The sequence below is a fragment of the Acinetobacter geminorum genome (genome assembly GCF_013009345.1).
Taxonomy (GTDB): domain Bacteria; phylum Pseudomonadota; class Gammaproteobacteria; order Pseudomonadales; family Moraxellaceae; genus Acinetobacter; species Acinetobacter geminorum.
This window is the reverse complement of record NZ_JABELE010000004.1, coordinates 72,507-95,082: the sequence shown is the minus strand read 5'-3', so window position 1 is coordinate 95,082 and position 22,576 is coordinate 72,507. Positions and strand designations below refer to the sequence as shown.

Below are 22,576 nucleotides of genomic sequence, written 5' to 3'. Positions count from 1 at the left end.
TTATTTTACCTGAAATTTCATATTAAATTTCCTTGCTTGTTTTCTTACTTCCGGATTAGATGGTAAAACAAATGGACTTGCACGCCATATTGCTTTTTCAATACTTGTTTTAAATTTTTGTTCTTCTTTATCTAAAAAGATGATTTGCTTAATTTCACCACGATCACTTAAAAATATTTTAACACTTGCACTCATCCCTGCAGAAGATGTTGGAATCTCCCATAGTTTATAAATTTTCTTTTGATATTGTTTTTTATACTTTTCGGCTTCTGAAGCAATTTTATTATCAGTCACTTGTACAGGAGTGATATGTTTGTGACTAGTAGTACATCCAACCAATAAAAATAAAGAAGCAATAATAGTGAAGTTTTTCATTTAAAATACCTTGTTTTCAATAATTAAAATTTAACAGTTTAAAATTTAAAAAACCACCCAAAAGGTTGTATTAATGATTGATTATTATGAGTTAGCAAAGATGTTAAGCCACCTTTGCTCCACCCATTGATAAATTAATGATTTATTTTCAAAAGGGAACTTCATAACGAAAATTCAGATTTGAATTTTCTGATATATTCATATTATATACATCTCGATCAGTAAAAATCCCGTGTTCAGGTGTTTTAAAACTATTAAAAGCTTTATTCTCTGGAACTATTGGAGGTTTATTCAAATAATTTTCTTGAGAATTATATGGAGATGAAGTACAGCCAATCAGCCCAAAACCCAATAAGGATATAACTAAAAATGTCTTCATAAATTTGTCTACTTTGATAAAAGCTACACAATTTAACAAATTGAACTGCTATTGTCACACCAGAATAATTTAGTTTAACTTAACAATCAGAAGTCGAGTTAAATGACGCTCACAATTATAAATTTGTGAATACTCGTGAAGAATTACGAAATCACGATTATCAAGAAATGAATCAAAACCTCTTTATTTTTCTGGATAAATTGAAAGAAGAATATTCAAAACAATATTAAAAAAACGAGTGTAAAAAGCCTTTTAAATTGGCTTTTACGCTCCGCTACAGATCTTATTATTTACCAGTTGATCAAACAGTTTTGAAGTCAAACCTTCAAAAAATAAATTTTAATTTTATAATACAGTGATTTACTCAATTTCAATTGGACTTCCAAAGAGAAATGAATAGATTTTTATTAACTTTTTTATTTTTAAATATTGGGCTTTCTTCTTCTTCCGCATTTGCTGAAACAAACACATTTCAAATGAAACAAGAATATAACCGTCCTAAATTTAATCAGCATAAAAGTATGCTTGAAGTAAATGCTAACACTCAGAACCATCAGCTGACTGAACAGCAAAATTCATTTAATTCTCCTCATTCTCAAAACGTAGATTTTTTTGAAATTGCAAAACAATATCAAGAAAATGAAGCAAAGCCTTCTTCGTTTACTGATGAAACAGTGAATATGAGTGATCATGAGCGTAGCCTTTACTACATTAGAAATCATGATAATGTGGGTATTCAAAGAGAAATTCGTGGCCAACAGTTTAGATCGCTAAAACAACAGCGAGATAAAGGTGTTATTTCTAATGATGTATATAAAGAAAAGGTCTACAAAATCTTAAATCAACCTACTTTTAAATAGATTTGAAGCCCTCTTCGGAGGGCTGTTCTGTGAAAATGATTAAATAAAAGCTATGTTTAGTTTTCCTAAAAAAATTAACTTACATTTATAAAATTTTGTTACTTTTTCGCTATAATGATTATAATTATCGTTTAGGATTTCGATACATAAACATGGACCGCTCAACCCCTCTTTCACTACCAAATTTTAAGTTCAAAGTTTCTACGCTTAGCTATGCAATCGGAATTGCTTGTACTTATCTCGCACTTCCTGCACATGCTGAAGATACAACGACTAGTGCATTACCGACTATTACTATTAAGGCACAAGGTAACTGGTTAGAAGAAGCAAACGCTGAAACTGTTCACAAACATCCTGGCGCTCGAACTATTATTGACCGTAATCGTTTAGATGAAACGGCGGCAACTTCACTGCGCGAAGCTCTAAAGCAAGTTCCTGGAGTTCAGGCTCAAGACAGTAGTGGCACAGGTGGTAGTGATGTTTCACTCAATATTGGGGTTCGTGGTTTAGCATCTCGCCTATCACCTCGCTCAACAGTTCTTGTTGATGGTGTTCCACTTTCATTTGCACCGTATGGTCAACCACAGTTATCTTTAGCACCTGTTTCAATTGGAAATATTGAATCAGTTGACGTTGTACGTGGTGCTGGGTCAGTTCGTTTTGGGCCTCAAAACGTAGGCGGAATTATTAACTTTGCTACTCGATCAATTCCTCAAGATTTTAGCGGAACTGTTAGCCTAACTTCAGAATATGCTTCTGGTACTGACCAAGTAAAACTGAGCCCTAATTTATTTGTGGGGGGAACTTTAGACAATGGATTAGGCCTTGCCCTCTTATATTCGGGGACCAAAGGAAACGGTTATCGAGAAGCAAACAACAAAATTGATATCGATGATGTAATGCTAAAGTCTGCTTATCAATTTAATGATAAAGACTCGGTTGCTTTAAATCTGCATCACTATGAAGGTCGCGGCGAAATGCCAGAGGGTTTAACTCAGGCGCAATATGCTGAAAACCCGTATCAATCTTCTGGTGAAAAAAACTATTTTGCAGGTCGACGTACAGATGTCTCTTTACGTTATAACCATAAAGATGAAAAAAATAACTTCGAAGTTTTGAGTTACTACATCGACTCTTTCCGTACAAGTAATCTTGAAAGTACAGTAGAGGGTGGACAAAAACGCCTCGACTCTTCTCCACGTGATTACAAGGTCTATGCGATTGAACCGCGTTACTCCCGTATTTATCAACTAGGTAATACGCAAAATGAAGTAACAGTAGGTTATCGCTACCTAAAAGAAGAAAGTTCTGAATTTGCCGGACGTACTGCATCTTATGCAGCAGGTTCATCCGTCCCAGATTTTGCTCCACGTACTATTAGTGATGGTGGTACCAAAGCACATGCGGTATATATCGATAACCGTATGGAAATCGGTGGTTGGACCATCACACCGGGTGTTCGTTTCGAATCAATTGAAACTCATAATAACTTTTCTGTTTATGACAAAAATGGTCTTGTTAATACCGTTCATCCAAAGATTGATTCTGATGAATTTTTACCAAGTTTGTCTGTGATGTACTCGGCAAATGAAAACTGGAATATATTTGCAAACGCAGGCGTATCTTTCGGTCCACAGCAATACAGTCAATTGGCACGTCTTGAAGAAGACAAAAAAAATAATAAAATATTTGCAGCTGCTACAACTGATGGTTTACATCCAGAAAAGTCGAATAACTATGAAATTGGAACAAAATATCTCGGTAATGGGTTAAATGCCGAATTTACGGTGTTCTACCTAGATTTTGATAAAGAGCTTTCATTGGTTCGTGATGCTGGTAATAACGGGATCTGGACAGACTTAGGGGCAACCAGTCACAAAGGTGTCGAAACAGGTATTAGCTACGATTTCGGTCAATTATCCGATGCACTGGAAGGCTTAAAAGTATATGGCAACTATACTTTCACCAAAGCAGTCGCTGAAGCTGGTCAATTTAAAGATAAGGATCTACCGTTTTACTCACGTCATGTCGGTAATGTTGGGTTAGGTTACACAGTAGACAAATGGTCTTTAAATGCTGATATGTTTGCGCAATCTAAACAGCATTCCCCAAACAATCCGTCCAATAAAAATATCTATCAAACAGAAGAAACTGCTGATGGTAAATATGGAGATATTCCGGGTTATACCACTTTTGCGCTACGTACCTCTTATGACTTAAGTTCACAAGTTAAAGGTTTAAAAATCGCTGGTGGAATTAAGAACGTCTTTGATAAGCAATATTTTACTCGCTCAACAGACTCTACAGGCGGTAAGTATGTAGGACTGCCACGTACGTTCTATCTACAAACCTCTTTTGATTTTTAAAGCTAAACCAAATTGAATAAAAAGCCCTCTTCGGAGGGCTTTTTATAAGTTAAACACTAGAATATTAATCAATCTAAGTAAGCGTCGACATAAAATATTCTAATAATTTATCTCTTTCATCGATTTTATTTGCATTTAAAAGTTGGGTCATTGCCCCATCAATCACAAACAAAAACATGTAGGCATCTTCAACTGTAGCGGTAACTTTTACGGTTAAAAGCAGCTTATAAATTTCATTTATGAACCACTTTCGATAGTCGCTGACGACCTTATAAGCTACTGGATAAAGCTTTTCAATTTCAAAAATGGCCTTAAATGGCAAACGATAAAAGCCTTCTAAGTTTGCATGTAAAAAGTAAATTTTCTTCAGCTTATCAAACATCATAAGTTCACGGTACGAATGAATAATTGAAAACACCTCATGTTTTAACGCATCTGTTTGAAAAGTTAAGCTCATCTGAATGAGCCTTTCTTTGGAATGAAAATAGTTATAAAAAGTGGCTTTGGGAATTTTGGCATCCGTAATAATTCGGTCAATCCCGATGTAAAACCCATGTTGAGTAAATAAATCTTTTGCCGCATGGAGCACGCGTAGTGCTCTAAATGATGCTTCTAAATTTGGCATTTTTATACCGTATAAAATAATTTTTTGTTGTAAGTAAAAGAGATAGAAATACCGTCACTCTTAAATTGAGCGCTAAAAACAGGCATGCAAAAGCGGCACAAAAAAGGTGTGCTCACCTATCTCAGGTTTATTGTTGCTATGATTTTTTAGTCGTAACGATTCTTAAGGTGCAAAAAACCTAGAGTCGATTAAACCATTTGAAAGACTGTTTAAATGGAATGAATAGAGAGATTTTGGCAGAGACCAATAAAGAAGAAATAGTACGCATAACGGTGGACTCCTTTTGATTTAGAAGAGTCTTACCAATTACTGTCAAATAATGGTGGCAAGACTAGAAGGGTTGACAGACTGGTACAAAAGGAAACCAGCGCACGCAAGCGTGCCCCTCCTAGCCTCACCATAAAGGCGTGACTTAGGAGAACGCACAAAACGAAATAATACGTTGTTGTGCGCCTTTTGTACCAGCTCTGTCAAAAGCTGACTGGCAATGTGGCCAGCAGGCAAAGGATAATCGGAGAGATTTTGGGTGTCAATGTAATATTGGCTAGAAAACAGTTAAATAATTATTGTTTTTCATTCTCTTAACTTGATTTTATTTAATGCCACACATAAAGCTTTTTTGTCAGCGTCTTTAAGTTGAGGATGCTGAACAGGCCACATATAACTACAGCCATGAGGCGCTTTGTTATGATTTCTCTTGAGTTCATCGGCGATATTTTTTAGAAGCTCAGTGTTTAGAGAACTAATTTTTAAACGTACTTCTGCTAAATCTTGTGGCTTCCAATTGCTTTCTGGACTCGACAACCAATCAGCCCGATAACGGTATTGAATGGCCTTGGCAACATTCATTTGCGTCACAATAAATGGCTTTACTGTTTCGCTGTTTAAGCCAAAAGATTCAGCTTCAGAAAGCGATTGATCCAAAACTTTCTTTTCTTGGATTAAATCTTCAATCGGCAAATGCTGCTCTGCTTTATAACCTGCTACATCTTTCATATAAGATAAACGCTCGTTAACTAAACGAGCAGTTTGATCATATTGATATGCTTGGGCGAGTGAAGAAATACACATAAAAGCTGCCAAGGTCGACACGATCTGAACAGTTCGCTGAAAACTCTTTATATTCACCATTTAAAAACTACCGAAATTATTGTTCTATGATCATTTCAGCTCAGTACTGTATTTCAAGAACATGCGAAAGTAAAACTTTAAGATAGGCTGAGTTCTTGGCTCCATGCAGAATCAGGTTGTTGATAAATGTGTTGGCATACTTGCTTGAGAGATGAGCTAAAGTGCTGGTCTTGCCCTTCCCATTTTTCAACCATGCAATAGGTAACATGGATGCCTTTAGGTTGAAACTCTCTCGCCAATGACTGCGCTAAAGCACGAATGCTTGCAAACATGCTTTGACTTAACACATCGTAATGGGGCGAGTTATTAAATGGAGCTCCAAGAAAAATAACTGTGCCTCGCTGTTGTTTAAGCATAGGCTTAATCACAGCTTGGGCGACACTCACGGCACTTAAACCTGTGGTCTGCCAACTGTGTTCAATCTCTTCTAAAGATAACGCTTCGATATTTGATGAAGATGAAAAACTCGGCTGAAATACACAAAGCTCAATGATATGTCCATGACTTGAAATATAACGCAACAAGCATTTTAAATGATCTACATTCACTAAATTTAAGTGAATTACTGTCACACCATCATTTAAAGAATGAACTTGCATTTTTTTTACAGCTGAATCATGTACAACTTGATAAAGATGTAAAGGGAAATGCCCGTTTTTATCTAAAATTACAAAATCACGCTCAATCAGTTGAAGGTCATGACCAGCAACGACAACACAGCCCTGCTTTTTTTGAAATCTTTGAAATATTTTTTTTAGCATTTTAGTCTCTCAAAATTTTTCTTGATAAGGGCGTAAATCCAGCTCATGTGTCCAGAGTTGTGGGGTTTGTTGGTAAAGCATCCAATAGTTTTCTGCTATTGCATCAATATTGAGTCCGCCGGTTCCACGAGTAAGACGGGCTAACCGCCCTAAACCGAACAATGCTTTATTCACTCTATCGCCATTGACCATTCCATCAATAATGACATGAGCAATATGTATGCTTTGTGTTTTATAGATTTGAGCTAGATTTAATGCATAGGTTCTTAAAGCAGATTTCCCCATCGTAAAAGCAGCGAAAAAAGGTTTACCACGTAGAGATGCACTTGCTCCAGTAAAAATAAGCGTACCGTGATTTTGATCTTTAAAGATTTTTAGACAGCTTTGAGAAACTAAATAGGCCGATAAAAAAGTGGATTGCCACATTTGAGTAAAAAACGACAGTGGACTGCGTAAAAATATCGAGGGAATATTTCCTCCCACGTTATGAATAACAACACTAATACGCTCATTTTGACTCGTGATTGTGTCAAATAAGGCCTGTACTTGATGTATATCTTCTGCATCTAAACGGAACGCGACAGCTTCCCCTGCATTTGCATGTATTTCGGTGGCGACTGCTTCAATTTTCTGGAATGTACGTCCAGCTACATAGACTTTTAAGCCTTCTTTTGCAAAAAGACGGCTCACGGCTGCACCAATACCTTGTGATGCCCCAACGCCAATAACAACTGCACAATCTCGCTTTTTATCTAATATTGCTGATGTCATAGACGTTTCATCCTGTTTGTTTTTTATACCATACTGCAATAAAGGGGCGATCCAAAATTTCTTTACCAAATTTTTTACTTGTGCGAATCACTTCACCGAGTTGGGCAACTACGGCAATATCTGCAATAGTTTGACTGTCTCCAATTAACCATTCACTTTTTGATAAAACTTCCTCAATACGGTCGAGGTGTCTTATAAACTCTTCTTCAACATTTTCAGCTTTAATTCGTCCTAAGCCTTGAAAGAAAAGCTGCGTTTTTAATTCAGCCAAAATAAAACCTTTTACCAATGGTTTTTCATACGCTGGACGACCAATACTACTAATGCGAATCGCTTCTTTTAAAGCTTCTGAGTCATTTACGCGTAAATAGACTTCATAAAAATAAAGAGATTCATCTGCCCAATCTTCCCACAGCTCTGCAAGTGCTCTTTGATTTGGATCTTCAGGGTAAAGCCGAGGTGTGTCTGGAAAAGCTTCATCTAGATAGCGTGCAATCCGAGTGCTGTCTTGAATTCGCTGACCATTATGATCAATGACAGGTACTTTACCCACTTTACTCAGTAAAGGAACTTTAGCCCCCAAAATGCCGTTATAGTTAACTGTTTCAAATGAAATTCCTTTAAATTTCAAAATTCTTGAAACTTTCTGACAAAATGGAGAAATTTCCCATTGATGCAAAATAATATTCGACATTTATTCACCTTTATTTTTAATTGCCTTTTATCTAGTTCTCTTTTAGAACTAATCAATAAATATACAGAATGTTTTTTTAAGTCAAACTATTTTTGATGACGAATAAGTTCCGAAAGCTAAGAATTATTTGATTTTTACTACTTATTTCAGAACATTTTTCAAGCGATATAATTTGAATTATAGGAAGCTCTGCCTTAAAAAAGAACTTCCTATATAATAGATTAGAAAATTAATAAGTCACTGTAACAACAACACTATCAGAATAGACGCCAGGTCTACTTGCGATGGCGGTACCTTGCGGAATCTTTCCATAAACTGTAGTCGTTTGAGCACTGCCTGAGCCTGTTTTTGAGACTCCTCCTGCCCCTCCAACATTGGTTACGCCTCCTGTAGCATCCCACACCGTACTATAGTTAGAATCTTTATATAACTGATAGGGAATAAATTCATTATTGCCATTGGTCATACGCCTAAATCCACCGCTTATACGGTTATTGCCATCCCCTAAATAAATGCTATATGGCGTTCCAAAATTACAGGTCGAATTTACAGCTCCTTGCGCTGTGTAATCCTGCTTAGTCGTACTAATATCATTAATATTGCCGAAATCTACAGTTGAGGTTGAGTTTAATTGGCACATACTTGGTACCACAAAGTTTGCTGTTAGTAATGTATCACCTGAATCCCAGCCACCAATTAAATCACCGCATGATAAACCCAAAAGATCCATATCCCAATACAACCGAACCGAAGCCGTATATGTTCCTTTAGGATATGCAATGAGTGACCCCGTTCGAGCTGGTACTTTTATATTTACCGAGTAACTCACAATATTATTTGATGCGACTGTTGCTACTGGGCCATACCACACATTGGAGGTTTGGTTTGTGGTAGAAGACCCAGCTCCACCTACAGTTGCAGTAACCGTATACGGTAATGAAACACTGTTAATTGCATTTGTGGTTCCCGTAAATACGGTTTTCATACACATGAAATTAGAAATCTGGGGAAGTCCTAAATTCGTACAAGTAATTGTTCCTGAAAGGTTTACGGTTGCATCACTATTAATATTTGCTGCGGTGTAGGTAAAAGTGTTATTTGTGGTCCCACTTACCGTACAAGCTGCATGTGCCGGACTAAAAAATGCATAAACGAGATAAAATAAGCAAATGCCTACAAAGTATTTTAAAGACAATCGAAAAAACTTATAGCTCTCTATTTGAGCCTTATTCATAATATTTAATGACATACATAAGGTCCCAATTTTTTAGTTGAGTACTGATTGCTGTTATAGGTGAAGTCAACTTGGCATGAACCATGATCTAGAAGATCGACTTCAAGCTTGTTTTGCTTCAATAGGTTTGGAATAAATACTTCACCGTCATACCCAACCATCCCATTTTTCTGACCATTAATTCGAACGGTATAACCCGGCATTAACGGTGAATTGCTTTGATCAACCAGTTTCACTAATCCCGAAATGACCTGATGAGCACCGAAGTCAACCAAAGTTCCTTGACGGTAACCCACGACTGTTTTTTGATCTGTAGATTTAACATTCCAATTCAGAGAAAGATACGATGGATCTAAATAAATATGGTTCACTTGATATGGCATGAGACTAGGAATCAGAAATCTTCCAGACTTGTCAGTTTCTCCCAAATTGACCCCACCATTTATAATTTGACTTTGTGGTCCGGCATTAGTTACAACCGCATAGCCCTCTCCTATTTCATTGGCCGCAAAGATACGTCCCGCCGCCGCAACCAATGATCCTGTCGCTGAAAGTGCAACCTGATCGCTGTCTCCAAATCGGTTATAGCGTCCTGTCAGGTAAGCTGCCCGAGCTCGGTAAGATGCATAGACCGATGCATTGTTTTCTTTTGCATCCTGATCGCGCTCAACATAACCACCCCAGCCAAATGAACCAATTTGGGGTGCTGATAATCCGAATATTTCTTGGCGATACCGTAGGCTACCGCTGTCACTAGATACACTCGTGATCGCATTCACTTTACTAGATGGTGTATATCGCAGTGCAAAGTAAACCCCATAGTCCTTATGGTTTTCATAATCTTTATACGCTGATGCATAAAAACCCCAGTTCTTATCCAGACTTCCACTTAAATTGGTAGACACTAACTTATAGGAGTTATCGCTATATTTGATCTGGTTATAGCCCAGATAAACCCCATAGCCTGCATAAAAGTTATAGTTAATCCCTGCCCTAAAAATCTCATCTGCCAGTGCACTGTAGTTCAGATAGTTCTGTGACTCGGCATTGATCTGGTTATCTCTTAAATATCTCACTTGAGACACACGGGCTAGGTCAAAATAGTTATCAAATACTTTGCGGTAACTGGTGTTAAATGAAATGTTCTTACTGATGCGCCCTTCTAAACCCAGCAAGGCGGAGTAACCGTTTTCATCTTTATACTGACTCGCTGCAATGTCAGAATTGATCACCCCAATACCAAAAATATTCTTGGCAAATCCTGTGCCGAGATTCGACAGGCCATCTGTTGAAGCTTCTGCACCACCGCTTAAGGTCAGTGAGTTGCTGTAGCCGTATCGGATCGCACCTGAGGCAAAAGTGGCATCATCATAATCATTTGAATAGAGTCCATAGTTGTAGCGTGGAATACCAACATCTACTGAAAACTCATTTATGCCTTTTGCCAGAATTTTGGATGAAAAATAGTAAGGCTTTTTGGTAATGCTCTGCTTTCCAGTTGCGTCGGTAGTCACAAGGGTGACTTCATTTCCTGAAATAAATGGGAGCTGTTTAATATCAAATGGGCCTGAAGGCACTAACCCTGAATAAATCTTTTGTTGATTGACATATAAATCTAAGGTCGAAGGCAATGCTGCCGAGCCGGAAAATTGTGGGAGTGCCGAGGTGACAATATCACCGCGTTGGCTATAAGCACTCGACCACTGGAAACCGGCAAGACGGACACTACTGCCCCAATCCGCGCTATTGGAAATAAAATCCCCTAGGGTATATATCCTGATCTTTTCAGGGTCTACGTACTGCCACTTACTTTCCAGTCGTACCCATTTTTCATGACTATAACTATTTTCATTACTACCGTTATATAAAACCCCTGATGAAAAGTTACCAATTGCACTGTTAAAGATCCCCTCAGCCGTACCTGAGAAAACGTTCTCGTCATTGGTTATGGTGTTATACAGACTGTAATTCAAAATAGCCGCGTTTAAGGGTTTCATCTTTAGCAAATGTGGGCTAGTGACCTGCTGGCCACTTAAGTCGACTGAGTAACCCGTTAACATGTTCGATGGAACTTTTAAGTTTAAAGACTGCTCATTTTCCAGATATTTAAACTGAATTCCGTTTAAATCATTAATACACACCCACTGGTTATCTGGGATATGTTCATCCATTTTTAGTCTTAAAGTTCTTAAGGCACTAGAACGAATATATAGTTTTCCATCCTTAGATTGCTTTACAGCAACCAAATCTTCAGAAGCATTTGAATTAATCGAAATATTTAAAAATAGATGAATGAAATTAAGATCTTGCTCCTGCTCATTCGTTCCTACGTGTCTATATTCACTATTGCTACCTACAGATTTAGGAACACTGGGAACTGCAGTATTCGTATGATCTAGTAACTGTTCGGCAAAAGAATATGCAGGAAAATACGCAACACATAAGACACCTATAATGTATTTCATATAAGCCTCTTAAAGTGTGGTTTTCTTACCATTAACTGTTAGAGATACGCTGTATTTATGATTTGGTTGGTAGGTAAAGTTACTAATCGAGTAGCTTTTCGACTTCTCCGCAAGAATATAACCATTCACAGTATTTACTTTAATCGGATAACTTTTTTTCGCAGTTGTATCAACAAGCGTTAGACTATTTAACAGCGCATGCCGGTTACCTATATTGCTAATATTTAAAGAAGGTGTGTTCTGGCTAACATCAATTTTCCAACTCAGTTTGGTAATTGCATCTTTATTCACTACAAATACAGGTAATGACGAGCGAAGTAATACATTTACTCCCTGAGCAGCTTTACGGCTATCAATCGGTTTTGGTAACTCATCAATAATAATACGATAAGTTTTTTCGCCAGAAATAGGTTCCGGGTTAATTCTAACTACACGAGAGTCACTAGGTTGTAGTTTTAAAAATGGTGGACTAATGACAATCTCATCCGTAGGGATTAACTGATCTTGCCCAGCATTTTGCCTCCACTCAAATACACGCACCTGCAAATCAGTACTTTCATTTGACTGGTTATATAAACTAATTGAAGCAGCATTTTGATTACTTAATATTTCTATATTTACAGGTGAAAGACGGATTGTTGCGGCGTTAATAGAGCTAGATAAAGATAAGAATAATCCCGTAATAATAAAAATATTTTTTTTCATGATTTGCTCAAATATAACTTTTTAATGTATTAGCCCTTTCAAAAGGGCTAACGTAATTCTAATTTATGCAAATTAATAAGTTACTGTGACAGTCACACTGTCAACATAGCTACCAGCACTTGGTAAAGTTGTTCCTGCAGGAATACGACCATACACATTTACAGTTTGAACATTACCCGTTCCGGTTCCACTGTAGGCGGTCGTTGCAATACCAATTGCTGTGGCACGTCCAGTGTCAGAGAAAAGGTTGTAAGGAATATATTCGTCGCTAGTCGCCCCACCGATCATACGACGTTGAGTTGATAAAACATTCTGACCACCATCAAATGACAAAGTCCATGGCACAGTATTATTACAAAGGACTTTAATTGAGGTTCCACCTGTCGTTGTGGTATCTGCATCGACATTGCTAGCCAGCGAACTTAAAGTACCAAAGTCTAAAACTGCATTTGTTGTCGTACCGGTTGCAGAGGTATTCAATACACAACTATTGGTTACTGTTGCTCGAACAGTTAATGTACCTGTTGCTGTAGCTGCATTTGCCGCATTGAGAGAAAATACTCCTGCAACAACTGCTGATAAATAAATACAAGTCTTTTTCATGGCCAAAACCTTTTAAACTAAACTATCGAATTAATAGATATAAAAAATTTAACCCTTATTCTTACAATCATTTTTATTTGACTGCTCTTTTAAAGCTTATTTTTTTACCCTACTTTCCAACATAATACATAAAAATAAATAAAATGCATGTTCACGTTATTATTTTAATTTCTAATCAATAAAACAAATTTACCTAAACTTATCTTACGGATACAAAAAAACAATAATTACAAAATTTAAGTTTTTGATTTAAATAACTTTAATAAAATTTAAAAAAAATTTATTTATTTAAATTTAAATAAATATGTCAAAAAATTATCAAACTTTATGAAATTAAATTCTATTTACATAAGTACTTAGTTATTTCCTGACTATACTTTTAATGGTAATTTTATATTATTACTTAAAAGTTTATCTCTAATAAAGTATTCAAGATTATAATTTATATAAAAATAAAATGATCAAACTTGATCTACAGATGAACTATAACAAGGATAGTTTTATTTATTTTAAATCTTGAAGAGCGATGAGATATAAAAAATAAAGGCCTCTTTAGAGACCTTTATTTAGTAAGTTTAAATAATTAAACGCTCAGCATGCTATTTAAGGTTTCAGAAACATTTTTCGATTTCACTTTAGGCTGCAATGCTTTTAAAGCTTGTTGAACTTGTGTTCGCTGAGGCTCTGCAAGCGTATACCAACGAGATAACACCTGTAACAGACGTGAACCTAAAATCGGGTTTTTCTCGTCAAGATATTCTGCAAGGTTAATAAAGTGAGCGACACCAAAGCCCCAAGTATTTTCAGGATTATTTGACAAGCCACCACTTACCGCACGAATACGGTTTGGAGTTGTTAAATCATAGTCGGGATGTTGAGTTAAGTACTCGATTGTTTCTGTTTTGGCATTTGGGTTTGCAGCCTGAATCATAAACCACTGGTCTAAAGATAAAGCTTCATCTTTAAAGCGGTCATAGAAATCAGCAAGTGCCTCTTGAGCTTGAGGTGCGTTTTGCCAAACCAATACACGTAGCGCACCTAAACGCTCAGACATATTGCCTGTGTTTTGGTATTGAACATGTGCTAATTCAAATGCACTTTGATCACCCTGACGAGCCATCATCATCAGCATGATATTTTTTAATGCGCGTACACCCATGGCTAAAGAGAATTCTTTTTGCAAGTCAGGGTCAAGTGTAAGGTAGGTATCTTTCCAAAACGAACCCAACTCTTGTGCTAAACGATTTAGTAAAGCTTCACGTTTTACATGAATATCAGCTGGTACATAGTTCTGATCAATACGACTACCCAAATAACCTTCACTTGGAACATCAAACAAACGTGATGCTAAAAGCGGGTCGCGGCCAACCAACTCAGGCAATGTGCATTGAATAGCTTGAATGTATGCATCTGCAGAATGGTCTTCTAACAAAATACGTTCAAGCAAGGTTTGTGTTGCTTGCCACTGGTTAAAACCATTTGTTTCGTGCTGAATTAAGAATGCTAATTCTTCATCACTGTAATCAAATACAAGATTTACAGGAGCCGAGAAATTACGCAGTAACGACACAACGGGTTGCTCAGTCACCCCTGTAAATTCAATAGTTACCTCATCTTGGTCAAACAAGTACACGCCATCTTTAACATCATTTACGAATAGACTGTTACTGTGCAATGTATATTGTTCACCTGTTTTAGCGTTAAAGAGCGCTAAAGCAACAGGAATCGGCACAGCTTTTAAATTTGGATATTTAGGGTGTGCTTTTAGGCTTTGTTTAAAGCTTAAACGGTATGTTTGTGCTGTTGCATCGTACTCACCTTTTGCTTCAAGCTTTGGTGTACCTGGTTGGTTGTACCAAGTTAAGAATGCAGATAAATCAACACCTGAACCTGCAGATAATGCAGCAACCCAGTCTTCTACTGTTACGGCTTGTCCATCATGACGGCGGAAATATTCATCGGTTCCTTGACGGTATTTTTCTTTACCGAGTAAGGTCGACATCATGCGGTTAATTTCCGCACCTTTTTCATAGACTGTAGCTGTGTAGAAGTTATTAATTTCTACAAAGTGATCTGGACGTGGTGGATGCGACAATGGACCAGCATCTTCTGGGAATTGATGCGATTTAAGTACAGCGACATCATCAATACGTTGAACTGCAGCAGATTGTAAATCTTCAGAGAAAGACTGGTCACGGAAAACCGTTAAACCTTCTTTTAAGCACAGCTGGAACCAGTCACGGCAAGTAATACGGTTCCCAGTCCAGTTATGGAAATATTCATGCGCAATCACAGACTGTACTCGCATAATCGCTGCGTCAGTTGTGTATTCTTCATCGGCAAGTACGCATGAGGTATTAAAGATGTTTAAACCTTTATTTTCCATGGCACCCATGTTGAACTGACTAACAGCAACAATCATATAGTTGTCGAGGTCATAAGCACGGCCGTAGTGTTCTTCATCCCAACGCATTGAATGCTTTAATGCTTCCATCGCGATATGGCATTTTGGAATGTCTTTCTCGATTGCATAGATTTCTAAAGCAACATCGCGCCCTTCCGAAGTCGTATAACGATCTTTAAGAACAGCTAAATCACCAATAACACAAGCAAACAAGTAGCTTGGTTTTTTAGTCGGGTCTTGCCAGATCGCAAAGTGACGGTTTTCACCTACCTCACCTGTTTCAAGCAAATTACCATTGGCAAGTAACACTGGATATTTTTTGTCTGCTTCTACACGTGTCGTAAAGACTGAAAGTACATCTGGACGGTCTGGATAGAACGTGATTTTACGGAAGCCTTCAGGTTCATTCTGGGTTACAAACAACTCATCTGCTTTATATAAACCTTCAAGCTGAGTGTTGGTTTCAGGATGAATAATCACTTGAGTTTGTAAAATGACTTCATCTGGTGCATCAGTGATCACCAGTTGTTCACTATCGAGTGAATATTGTGCAGGAGTAAGATCTTGACCATTGAGCTGAATAGATTGCAACTCAAGATCACGACCTAATAATACCAAGTCTCCAGCAGTTTGACGCTTCATGACTAATGTTGAATCAACAATTGTTTTATCGTCATATACTTGAATATCAAGATTAATAGATTCAACCAAGAATGAAGGTTTTTGATAATCTTTTAAATAAACTGTTTGATCTGCCTGAACTGGAGGCTGCGCCGCAATATTCATCTTTATTCCTTATATACTTTTCGGAAACCGTAGTACGAATTTTATGAACTTGATCATACACATTCATACATACCGTGTTTGTTTACCTTTATAAAATTAATGGGACTTCATTTATACATTTCAAATTAGAATCGTCTTTTATTAGCACAGATTAAACCAAATTTACGATAATCGTTGCTTATATAATCAATCTATACAATAAAAATAAAACAAATTCAGCTTTTAACATTTTTTAGAGTCAGCTTACATTTTGGGCATGGTTCTTGCCTTCACTAATACACCAATATAAATATTTCAATCAGAACAAGAGGTGTCGGTATGGAATTAAAAGCACATTTTCATCGTTTAGAAAATATTAAAGCAATTCATGATCTAGACGCAGCAGGACTCGATCACCATGTGATTGCGGTGTTTTTATCTGCGGAAGGTATTTCTATTACAGCTCAGGAGGTGACCTCTATCGTTAATACTTATGATGCTTTAGGTAAAGTAAAATTACCAAGTAAAAAAGTGCAGGCACTTATCAATGCCAAAAAGCTTGGACAGAATGATGAGAGCTTGCCGTGCCCTGTTTAATTTTAAATTTTAACCCCTTATGAAAACCTAAAGTTAAAACAAAGACTTTAGGTTTTCTATTTTTGCACCAAACAAAAAGACAATCTCAGCTATCGGCAATTTGGCTGTGTATAATAGCTCTATCCTGACTAATTTATGCATTCGGAGCGAAATGGCCTTACAAATTCTACAGAAACAGCTAGATGAAAGTAGCCATTGTCCTCTCTGCCAAGCTTCAATGTACTGGGTAGATGCCGAGCAATTTGAACAAGACATTCAGTTTCATGAATGCAGTCATTGTCAGCACCGTGTATTTAAAGATACGAAAATGACTTGTCATTGTGAAACATGCACAAAACAACGGAAAAAGCTTTTACAGCAAACACGCCTACAAGAACAACGCCAGTTCAAGTCAAAAGAGCAACCACAACGCAGTCTGGAACAGCTCAGTTTTTTACATAAACTTTTTTTACTCAGCCTACTTGATGACTATGCTCGTGATGATCTTGCACATGACGAATATATTCACTGGGACCAGATTAAATATCAGTCCATTACACCAAACTGGATTTTTCAAAACTATCTGATTAAGCAACTCCATAAAGATGGAATTTTAAACGCCCAAGATCAAGCTGATGAACCTCAGTGCTTTTATTTAAACATTCGCTTGGACGGTTATAGTGACCCAAGTTTATTTAGTGTTGCCCAGCAATTACGCTACTGGTTTTATGAAAATTTAAGTCTTGGTATTCCGTTTCGTAGTGCCGATGAAGTAAAAGACGTACTTTTTCAGGTGCTATATCAAGAGATTATTCAGTTTATGCAGTTCTATTGCCGAACTTGGGGCATTCAAATTGCAGGAAGCTCTAATTTCCAAACTTTTTGCTATCGTTTAATGGATTCATTAGCAATTGGTCAAATTTATTATTTAATTCAAACCGCGCTTGAGTACCTTTATAAACAGAAAGCCCTACAGCCGCGTAATGAAAAATTTATTAACACCAATTTGTTAAAGAAAACCTTAGAGCAATATCGCGAGAGAGCCTTAGCTGAAAAGTGGGAAACCTCAATGTTGCCTCGTCCTCACAATATTCCCTACAGTAAAATGAGTTATATTTTACTTAACCGCTTCTTAGGCTACGACGAACAGATCTTTGTACAACCTGTCTGGAAAGCATGGCGAAAAATTGAACCTCGATTAAACTTTTATTCAGTTAAACGCTGTATGCATTGTGGTTCAAATGATTTAAGTGTTGATTATGATGCGGCAGATTATGTTTCCTTAATTTGCCAAAGATGTAAGCATCAAGATCATTATTTTACTCACTAAATCTAAAATCACTTTGGCTTAATAAGGATAATAATATGACATCAGCATCGACTTTGATTGAGCAGATCATTGACGCTTGGCAAAACATGCAGGCAAAAACGCCTCTTGTGCAATGCATTACCAATAGCGTTGCAGCCAACTATACAGCCAATGTCTTACTTGCTTCTGGTGCTTCACCTGCCATGATTGATAATCCTTATGAAGCAGAAAGTTTTACCAAAATTTCATCGGCTTTAAGCATCAATTTAGGCACCCCGACTTCAGAGCAAATGCAGGCCATGCAAATCTCTGCAAAAACAGCACAGCTTAATAACATTCCGTGGGTGCTTGATCCAGTTGGCTATGGACCAATTTTAGCTTGGCGTAGTCAAATGACAGACGAGCTTTTACAGTTCAAGCCAAGCGTTATTCGTGGTAATGCTTCAGAAATCAGTACGCTTGCAGGCAACCAAGTTCAATCTAAAGGTGTCGATAGTACCCTAAGTAGTGCTCAAGCCTATCAACAGGCTTATACACTATTAGCACATGCGGACTGTATCGCTATTTCAGGTGAGTCAGATTATATTTTATCTAAAGAATTAGATGCTGTGATTCAAGTAAACGGCGGAAGCCGTTTACAGCCCAAAATCACAGCAACAGGCTGCGCTTTAGGTGCGTTAATCGCAGCATATAGCGCTGTGACGACGCCAACGATTGCTGCTCTTTCAGCTCATGTTCATTTTGCGATTGCGGGTAAACTTGCTGCAAATCAAGCACAAACTATGGGAAGTTTTAGCACTATCTTTATGGATTATATCCATATGCTAGATGACAACTTGATCGAACAATATGCAGATATTAGGCTTTTAGAAATACAGGCATAACCTAGATTATGCCTGTATCACGCTAGACTCACTTTAAAAGTAAGTAGATATCTGTAATAAGATCGGACTGCTTTTACACAGTGCTGATCTCTATTCTTGATCGAAATTGCGCTTTTTTAGGATTATATAACTTGCTTAAAGTAATCTTCTCTTGGCATATCGACAAGCTCAACGCACAATTGAATTTCTTTATTAAACTCTGGTTGTAGATATTTTTTGTTGCTGAGTGCCGCTAATAACTGCTCACCCATAAGTTGTTTTTGTTCAGCCGTTCTTCCTGACAAAATGTAGGCTTTTAAATGAATGTAGGCTTGATCGGCCCCTAAGCCAATGAGGAAAACGTCATCTTTACGCGCACGGCTTTTAATGTCTTCTGGACTAAATAGCTCTGTCTCAATCAGTGTGGTATTAATTTCTTCAAGTAATTGTTTTGCATTCAATCCAGTTAAGTTTTCTGAATAATCAACTACAACGTGCGGCATAGCCACCTCAATTTATATAATAAGTCATTAAGCCAATTAAACTTTACTCAATAAATAATAAAGCTAATCGAACCTGATCATATCCCATTCGAGGGCTGGTTGCTTCAACAATTGGTCTTAGTTTGATCGAACCATCATCAGAAAAATGATCTGGATTTTGACGTTTTTTTAGCTTCTTATAAATTTTACGAATTTCTTCGACCACTTCCTCACCCGGATGGGCAACCGAAATATCCAGCTTTTGTTCTTTATGAAGTCGAGCCAAATGATTAATGATGGTTGCTGGTGTCAGACCACGCTCATGCGCGATGTCTTCAATCTCGTAACCTTCTTCAAACAACGCACGTGTCTCATCTAAAGTTGCCGTAGCATAATTTTGCTTGCCACCTTTTGCGAGTTTCTTCTCATTACGAGAAATCTCGGTTTCATTTAAGGTGCCACCACAGTGACGAATAAAGGCTTTATGCTGAGCCGTTAAATCTACATCTGCAAAGTTGTCTTCGGCCTCTTTTGAAAGCTCTTGAAAACGACGATCCGCTTTTACAGCTAAACTATCTAACTCTAAAGCTTGCTCGTTAATCCCTAATAATTTTAGACCAGTTAAAGATTTTAAGCGCGACAATGCAACATAACCCTGACCTTTTTCAAAGGTGTTCATGAGGTTAATTTCAGCCGCTTCTAAAGTCATCCCTTGGCTTTTATGAATAGTAATCGCCCACGCTAAACGAAGCGGAATTTGCTGAAAACTTGCAATCACTTTGCCTGCTTCATTTTCAACGGACCATGTTTCAGGAGCAACCAGCAAAGTCGTGCCATCGGTCAATTTTACCTTTGGCAGTAAGCCATTTTCATCATCTTCTTCAAAGCCGATGACTTCACCCAAGCTTCCATTGATATAACCCATATCAAAGTTATTTTTTACAAACATGACTTTGGCATGTTTTTTAAGTGTGAGTTCTTCTGGCGCACGAACTGAAGATTTTAAAGTTTCTAATAACTTTTCATTACCATCTAAAACAGCATTGAATTGATGCCCTTCGTTATCAATTTCATTTAAATGCTGATAGTTGATGTTGTCGACATCCATATTATGCGTATAAAGACGAGTAAAGGTCTCACCAATATCATGCGAGCGTGATTGACGCAGTGCTTGCAAATGATCTGGTTGAATATTTTGCGCACGAATAGCGTTTAAAATCTGGTTCAGAATTTCATCGTCTTGACGGTGCTGTTCTGTTAAGTAACATACACGGAATTTGGCTTCGACCCATGCATCTGACATAAAACAGAACTTATCACGGTTGGCTTCACCATTACGCCCTACAGGCGGCAACTGGAAGAAATCTCCAGCCACAATAACTTGAATACCGCCGAATGCTTCATCACTTTCTTTAAAATATTTTAGAACCTGATTGACCAGATTAAGCTGTTTCGCATGTAGCATTGAGATTTCATCAATCACAAGAACTTGCGCATTTTCAAGATGTTCCTTGAGATATTTACGCTCTTTCATGCGTTTTAGATCGTCGTCAGTTAACAGATCTTTAATGCCAATGCCAGCCCATGTATGAATGGTCATACCGTTCATATGTGTTGCTGCAATACCTGTAGATGCCGTAATTGCCACAGGCACTTTACGTGCTTTGAGGTATTGGATGTACTGATTAAGTGTATAGGTTTTCCCTGCACCAGCCGAACCGGTTAAAAAGACATTTTCACCTGCTTTAAGCAGTTTAAGCGCAGTTTCCTGTTTCATAATCTCATATGTACATCTTTAACAGCCCATAGCTTAACGATTTTCCCGAAAAAATTAAATGAATGTGCCAAACTTTCTAAAAAGTAAATATAAATCAATAATTAAAAACAAAATAATATTTGGTAGGTTTTTGGTAGGTAGGAAAATAAACTTCACATCACAATACTAAGGCCATGGTGAGGCTCACCTGTAATAACAAACAATGGATTTATGGAAGAAGGAATCACTCCATGGCTTTTAAAAATATTGCAGATCAAACAAACGGTTTTTATATTCCATGTGTATCACTCTTTGGACCAGGATGTGCTAAAGAAATTGGTACAAAGGCACAAAACCTTGGCGCAAAAAAAGCATTAATTGTGACCGATGAAGGCTTATTTAAATTTGGTGTTGCAGATCTTATCGCAAACTATTTAACTGAAGCAGGTGTTGCAAGCCATATATTCCCAGGTGCAGAACCTAACCCAACCGATATTAATGTTCATAATGGCGTAAATGCCTATAACGAAAATGGATGTGACTTTATTGTCTCTCTAGGTGGCGGTTCATCTCACGACTGTGCAAAAGGGATTGGTTTAGTCACTGCGGGTGGTGGTCATATTCGTGATTACGAAGGTATTGATAAAAGCAAAGTTCCAATGACACCATTGATTGCAGTAAATACAACGGCTGGTACTGCATCTGAAATGACTCGTTTCTGTATTATTACCAATACCGATACTCACGTAAAAATGGCGATTGTTGACTGGCGTTGTACTCCACTTATTGCGATCGATGATCCGAAACTCATGATTGCAAAACCGGCTGGTTTAACCGCTGCAACAGGTATGGATGCGCTAACTCATGCAGTTGAAGCATATGTTTCTACGGCGGCAAACCCAATTACTGATGCGTGTGCAGAAAAAGCGATTACGATGATTAGCCAGTGGTTACAACCTGCTGTAGCAAATGGTGAAAACATCGAAGCACGTGATGCGATGAGCTATGCACAATATTTGGCTGGGATGGCATTTAACAACGCATCTTTAGGGTATGTTCACGCAATGGCGCACCAGTTAGGCGGTTTCTACAACCTACCTCACGGTGTATGTAACGCAATCTTGTTACCACACGTTTGTGAATTTAACTTAATTGCTTGCCCAGATCGTTACGCAAAAATCGCAGAGTTAATGGGTGTAAATACTCACGGACTCACCGTAACAGAAGCTGCCTATGCTGCAATTGATGCCATTCGTAAACTGTCTTCATCAATTGGTATTCCATCTGGTTTAACAGAGCTTGGTGTGAAAACTGAAGACCTTGCGGTGATGGCAGATAATGCTCAAAAAGATGCATGTATGCTCACCAACCCTCGTAAAGCAAATCATGCACAAGTTGTGGAGATTTTCAAAGCAGCACTTTAATACTGATGTAATGGCATATCCCTCTAGT

General features: G+C 37.6%; 19 protein-coding genes and 2 pseudogenes. 7 read left to right on the top strand and 14 right to left on the bottom strand.

All coding sequences use genetic code 11. The features are described 5' to 3' along the window. Positions 1 to 375 (bottom strand): TonB C-terminal domain-containing protein, encoded by a 375-nt coding sequence (locus tag HJG58_RS05075; protein ID WP_170248142.1) that lies wholly within the window; start codon positions 373 to 375, stop codon positions 1 to 3. Between the two features lie 148 nt (positions 376 to 523). Beyond that, on the bottom strand, positions 524 to 754 hold the full coding sequence (locus HJG58_RS18860) for a hypothetical protein (RefSeq protein WP_216076512.1): 231 nt from the start codon (positions 752 to 754) through the stop codon (positions 524 to 526). A gap of 86 nt (positions 755 to 840) precedes the next feature. Here HJG58_RS18860 and HJG58_RS05070 point away from each other — a divergent pair. The 3 genes and pseudogenes from HJG58_RS05070 to HJG58_RS05060 all read left to right on the top strand — a co-directional run. Next, positions 841 to 984 (top strand): annotated as a pseudogene (locus HJG58_RS05070) (glutamine amidotransferase); the annotation flags it as partial. A 121-nt stretch (positions 985 to 1,105) separates the two neighbouring features. Next, a pseudogene (locus HJG58_RS05065) lies at positions 1,106 to 1,614 on the top strand (hypothetical protein); the annotation flags it as partial. A 152-nt stretch (positions 1,615 to 1,766) separates the two neighbouring features. Continuing rightward, a complete protein-coding gene (locus HJG58_RS05060) occupies positions 1,767 to 3,980 on the top strand; it encodes a TonB-dependent receptor family protein (protein WP_170248140.1) in 2,214 nt (737 codons plus the stop codon). A 73-nt stretch (positions 3,981 to 4,053) separates the two neighbouring features. On the opposite strand, the gene HJG58_RS05055 is transcribed toward HJG58_RS05060, so the two are convergent. The 10 genes from HJG58_RS05055 to pepN form a co-directional block, all read right to left on the bottom strand. Next, entirely contained in the window at positions 4,054 to 4,605 is a 552-nt protein-coding gene (locus HJG58_RS05055; protein WP_170248139.1) for a TetR/AcrR family transcriptional regulator, read from the bottom strand. A gap of 573 nt (positions 4,606 to 5,178) precedes the next feature. Continuing rightward, positions 5,179 to 5,736 (bottom strand): chorismate mutase, encoded by a 558-nt coding sequence (locus HJG58_RS05050; protein ID WP_171545229.1) that lies wholly within the window; start codon positions 5,734 to 5,736, stop codon positions 5,179 to 5,181. Between the two features lie 77 nt (positions 5,737 to 5,813). Continuing rightward, the gene (locus HJG58_RS05045) at positions 5,814 to 6,497 is read right to left on the bottom strand and encodes an SDR family NAD(P)-dependent oxidoreductase (protein ID WP_170248138.1); all 684 of its coding nucleotides are present in this window, start codon (positions 6,495 to 6,497) and stop codon (positions 5,814 to 5,816) included. 9 nt (positions 6,498 to 6,506) lie between these two features. Then, positions 6,507 to 7,268, bottom strand: a complete 762-nt coding sequence (locus HJG58_RS05040; RefSeq protein WP_170248137.1) for an SDR family NAD(P)-dependent oxidoreductase — start codon at positions 7,266 to 7,268, stop codon at positions 6,507 to 6,509. A gap of 7 nt (positions 7,269 to 7,275) precedes the next feature. After that, on the bottom strand, positions 7,276 to 7,962 hold the full coding sequence (locus HJG58_RS05035) for a glutathione S-transferase family protein (RefSeq protein ID WP_170248136.1): 687 nt from the start codon (positions 7,960 to 7,962) through the stop codon (positions 7,276 to 7,278). A gap of 229 nt (positions 7,963 to 8,191) precedes the next feature. Next, positions 8,192 to 9,211: a Csu type fimbrial protein gene (locus HJG58_RS05030; protein ID WP_170248135.1), complete on the bottom strand. Its 1,020-nt coding sequence runs from the start codon at positions 9,209 to 9,211 to the stop codon at positions 8,192 to 8,194. Beyond that, positions 9,202 to 11,661, bottom strand: a complete 2,460-nt coding sequence (locus HJG58_RS05025) for a fimbria/pilus outer membrane usher protein (RefSeq protein WP_170248134.1) — start codon at positions 11,659 to 11,661, stop codon at positions 9,202 to 9,204. Before HJG58_RS05025 ends, HJG58_RS05030 begins: the two co-directional genes overlap by 10 nt. Before the next feature lie 9 nt (positions 11,662 to 11,670). Next, a complete protein-coding gene (locus tag HJG58_RS05020; protein WP_170248133.1) occupies positions 11,671 to 12,366 on the bottom strand; it encodes a fimbrial biogenesis chaperone in 696 nt (231 codons plus the stop codon). 72 nt (positions 12,367 to 12,438) lie between these two features. Further along, the gene (locus HJG58_RS05015; RefSeq protein ID WP_170248132.1) at positions 12,439 to 12,969 is read right to left on the bottom strand and encodes a Csu type fimbrial protein; all 531 of its coding nucleotides are present in this window, start codon (positions 12,967 to 12,969) and stop codon (positions 12,439 to 12,441) included. A 583-nt stretch (positions 12,970 to 13,552) separates the two neighbouring features. Continuing rightward, entirely contained in the window at positions 13,553 to 16,159 is a 2,607-nt protein-coding gene (pepN, locus tag HJG58_RS05010) for an aminopeptidase N (RefSeq protein WP_170248131.1), read from the bottom strand. Between the two features lie 318 nt (positions 16,160 to 16,477). Between pepN and HJG58_RS05005 the strand changes: the two genes are divergently transcribed. From HJG58_RS05005 to thiM, 3 genes are all read left to right on the top strand, one after another. Continuing rightward, on the top strand, positions 16,478 to 16,735 hold the full coding sequence (locus HJG58_RS05005) for a hypothetical protein (protein WP_005068647.1): 258 nt from the start codon (positions 16,478 to 16,480) through the stop codon (positions 16,733 to 16,735). Positions 16,736 to 16,886: 151 nt separating this feature from the next. After that, on the top strand, positions 16,887 to 18,044 hold the full coding sequence (locus tag HJG58_RS05000) for a hypothetical protein (RefSeq protein WP_068562747.1): 1,158 nt from the start codon (positions 16,887 to 16,889) through the stop codon (positions 18,042 to 18,044). Between the two features lie 35 nt (positions 18,045 to 18,079). Further along, positions 18,080 to 18,907: a hydroxyethylthiazole kinase gene (gene thiM / locus HJG58_RS04995; RefSeq protein WP_170248130.1), complete on the top strand. Its 828-nt coding sequence runs from the start codon at positions 18,080 to 18,082 to the stop codon at positions 18,905 to 18,907. Positions 18,908 to 19,029: 122 nt separating this feature from the next. On the opposite strand, the gene HJG58_RS04990 is transcribed toward thiM, so the two are convergent. Further along, a complete protein-coding gene (locus HJG58_RS04990; RefSeq protein WP_171545228.1) occupies positions 19,030 to 19,389 on the bottom strand; it encodes a 5-carboxymethyl-2-hydroxymuconate Delta-isomerase in 360 nt (119 codons plus the stop codon). A 43-nt stretch (positions 19,390 to 19,432) separates the two neighbouring features. Then, positions 19,433 to 21,145: an AAA family ATPase gene (locus HJG58_RS04985; protein ID WP_086265958.1), complete on the bottom strand. Its 1,713-nt coding sequence runs from the start codon at positions 21,143 to 21,145 to the stop codon at positions 19,433 to 19,435. 230 nt (positions 21,146 to 21,375) lie between these two features. Between HJG58_RS04985 and mdh the strand changes: the two genes are divergently transcribed. Then, positions 21,376 to 22,548 carry an iron-dependent methanol dehydrogenase gene (gene mdh / locus HJG58_RS04980; protein WP_017398424.1) on the top strand — a complete coding sequence of 391 codons (1,173 nt, stop codon included), beginning with the start codon at positions 21,376 to 21,378 and terminating at the stop codon, positions 22,546 to 22,548. The last annotated feature ends 28 nt before the right edge of the window (positions 22,549 to 22,576 follow it).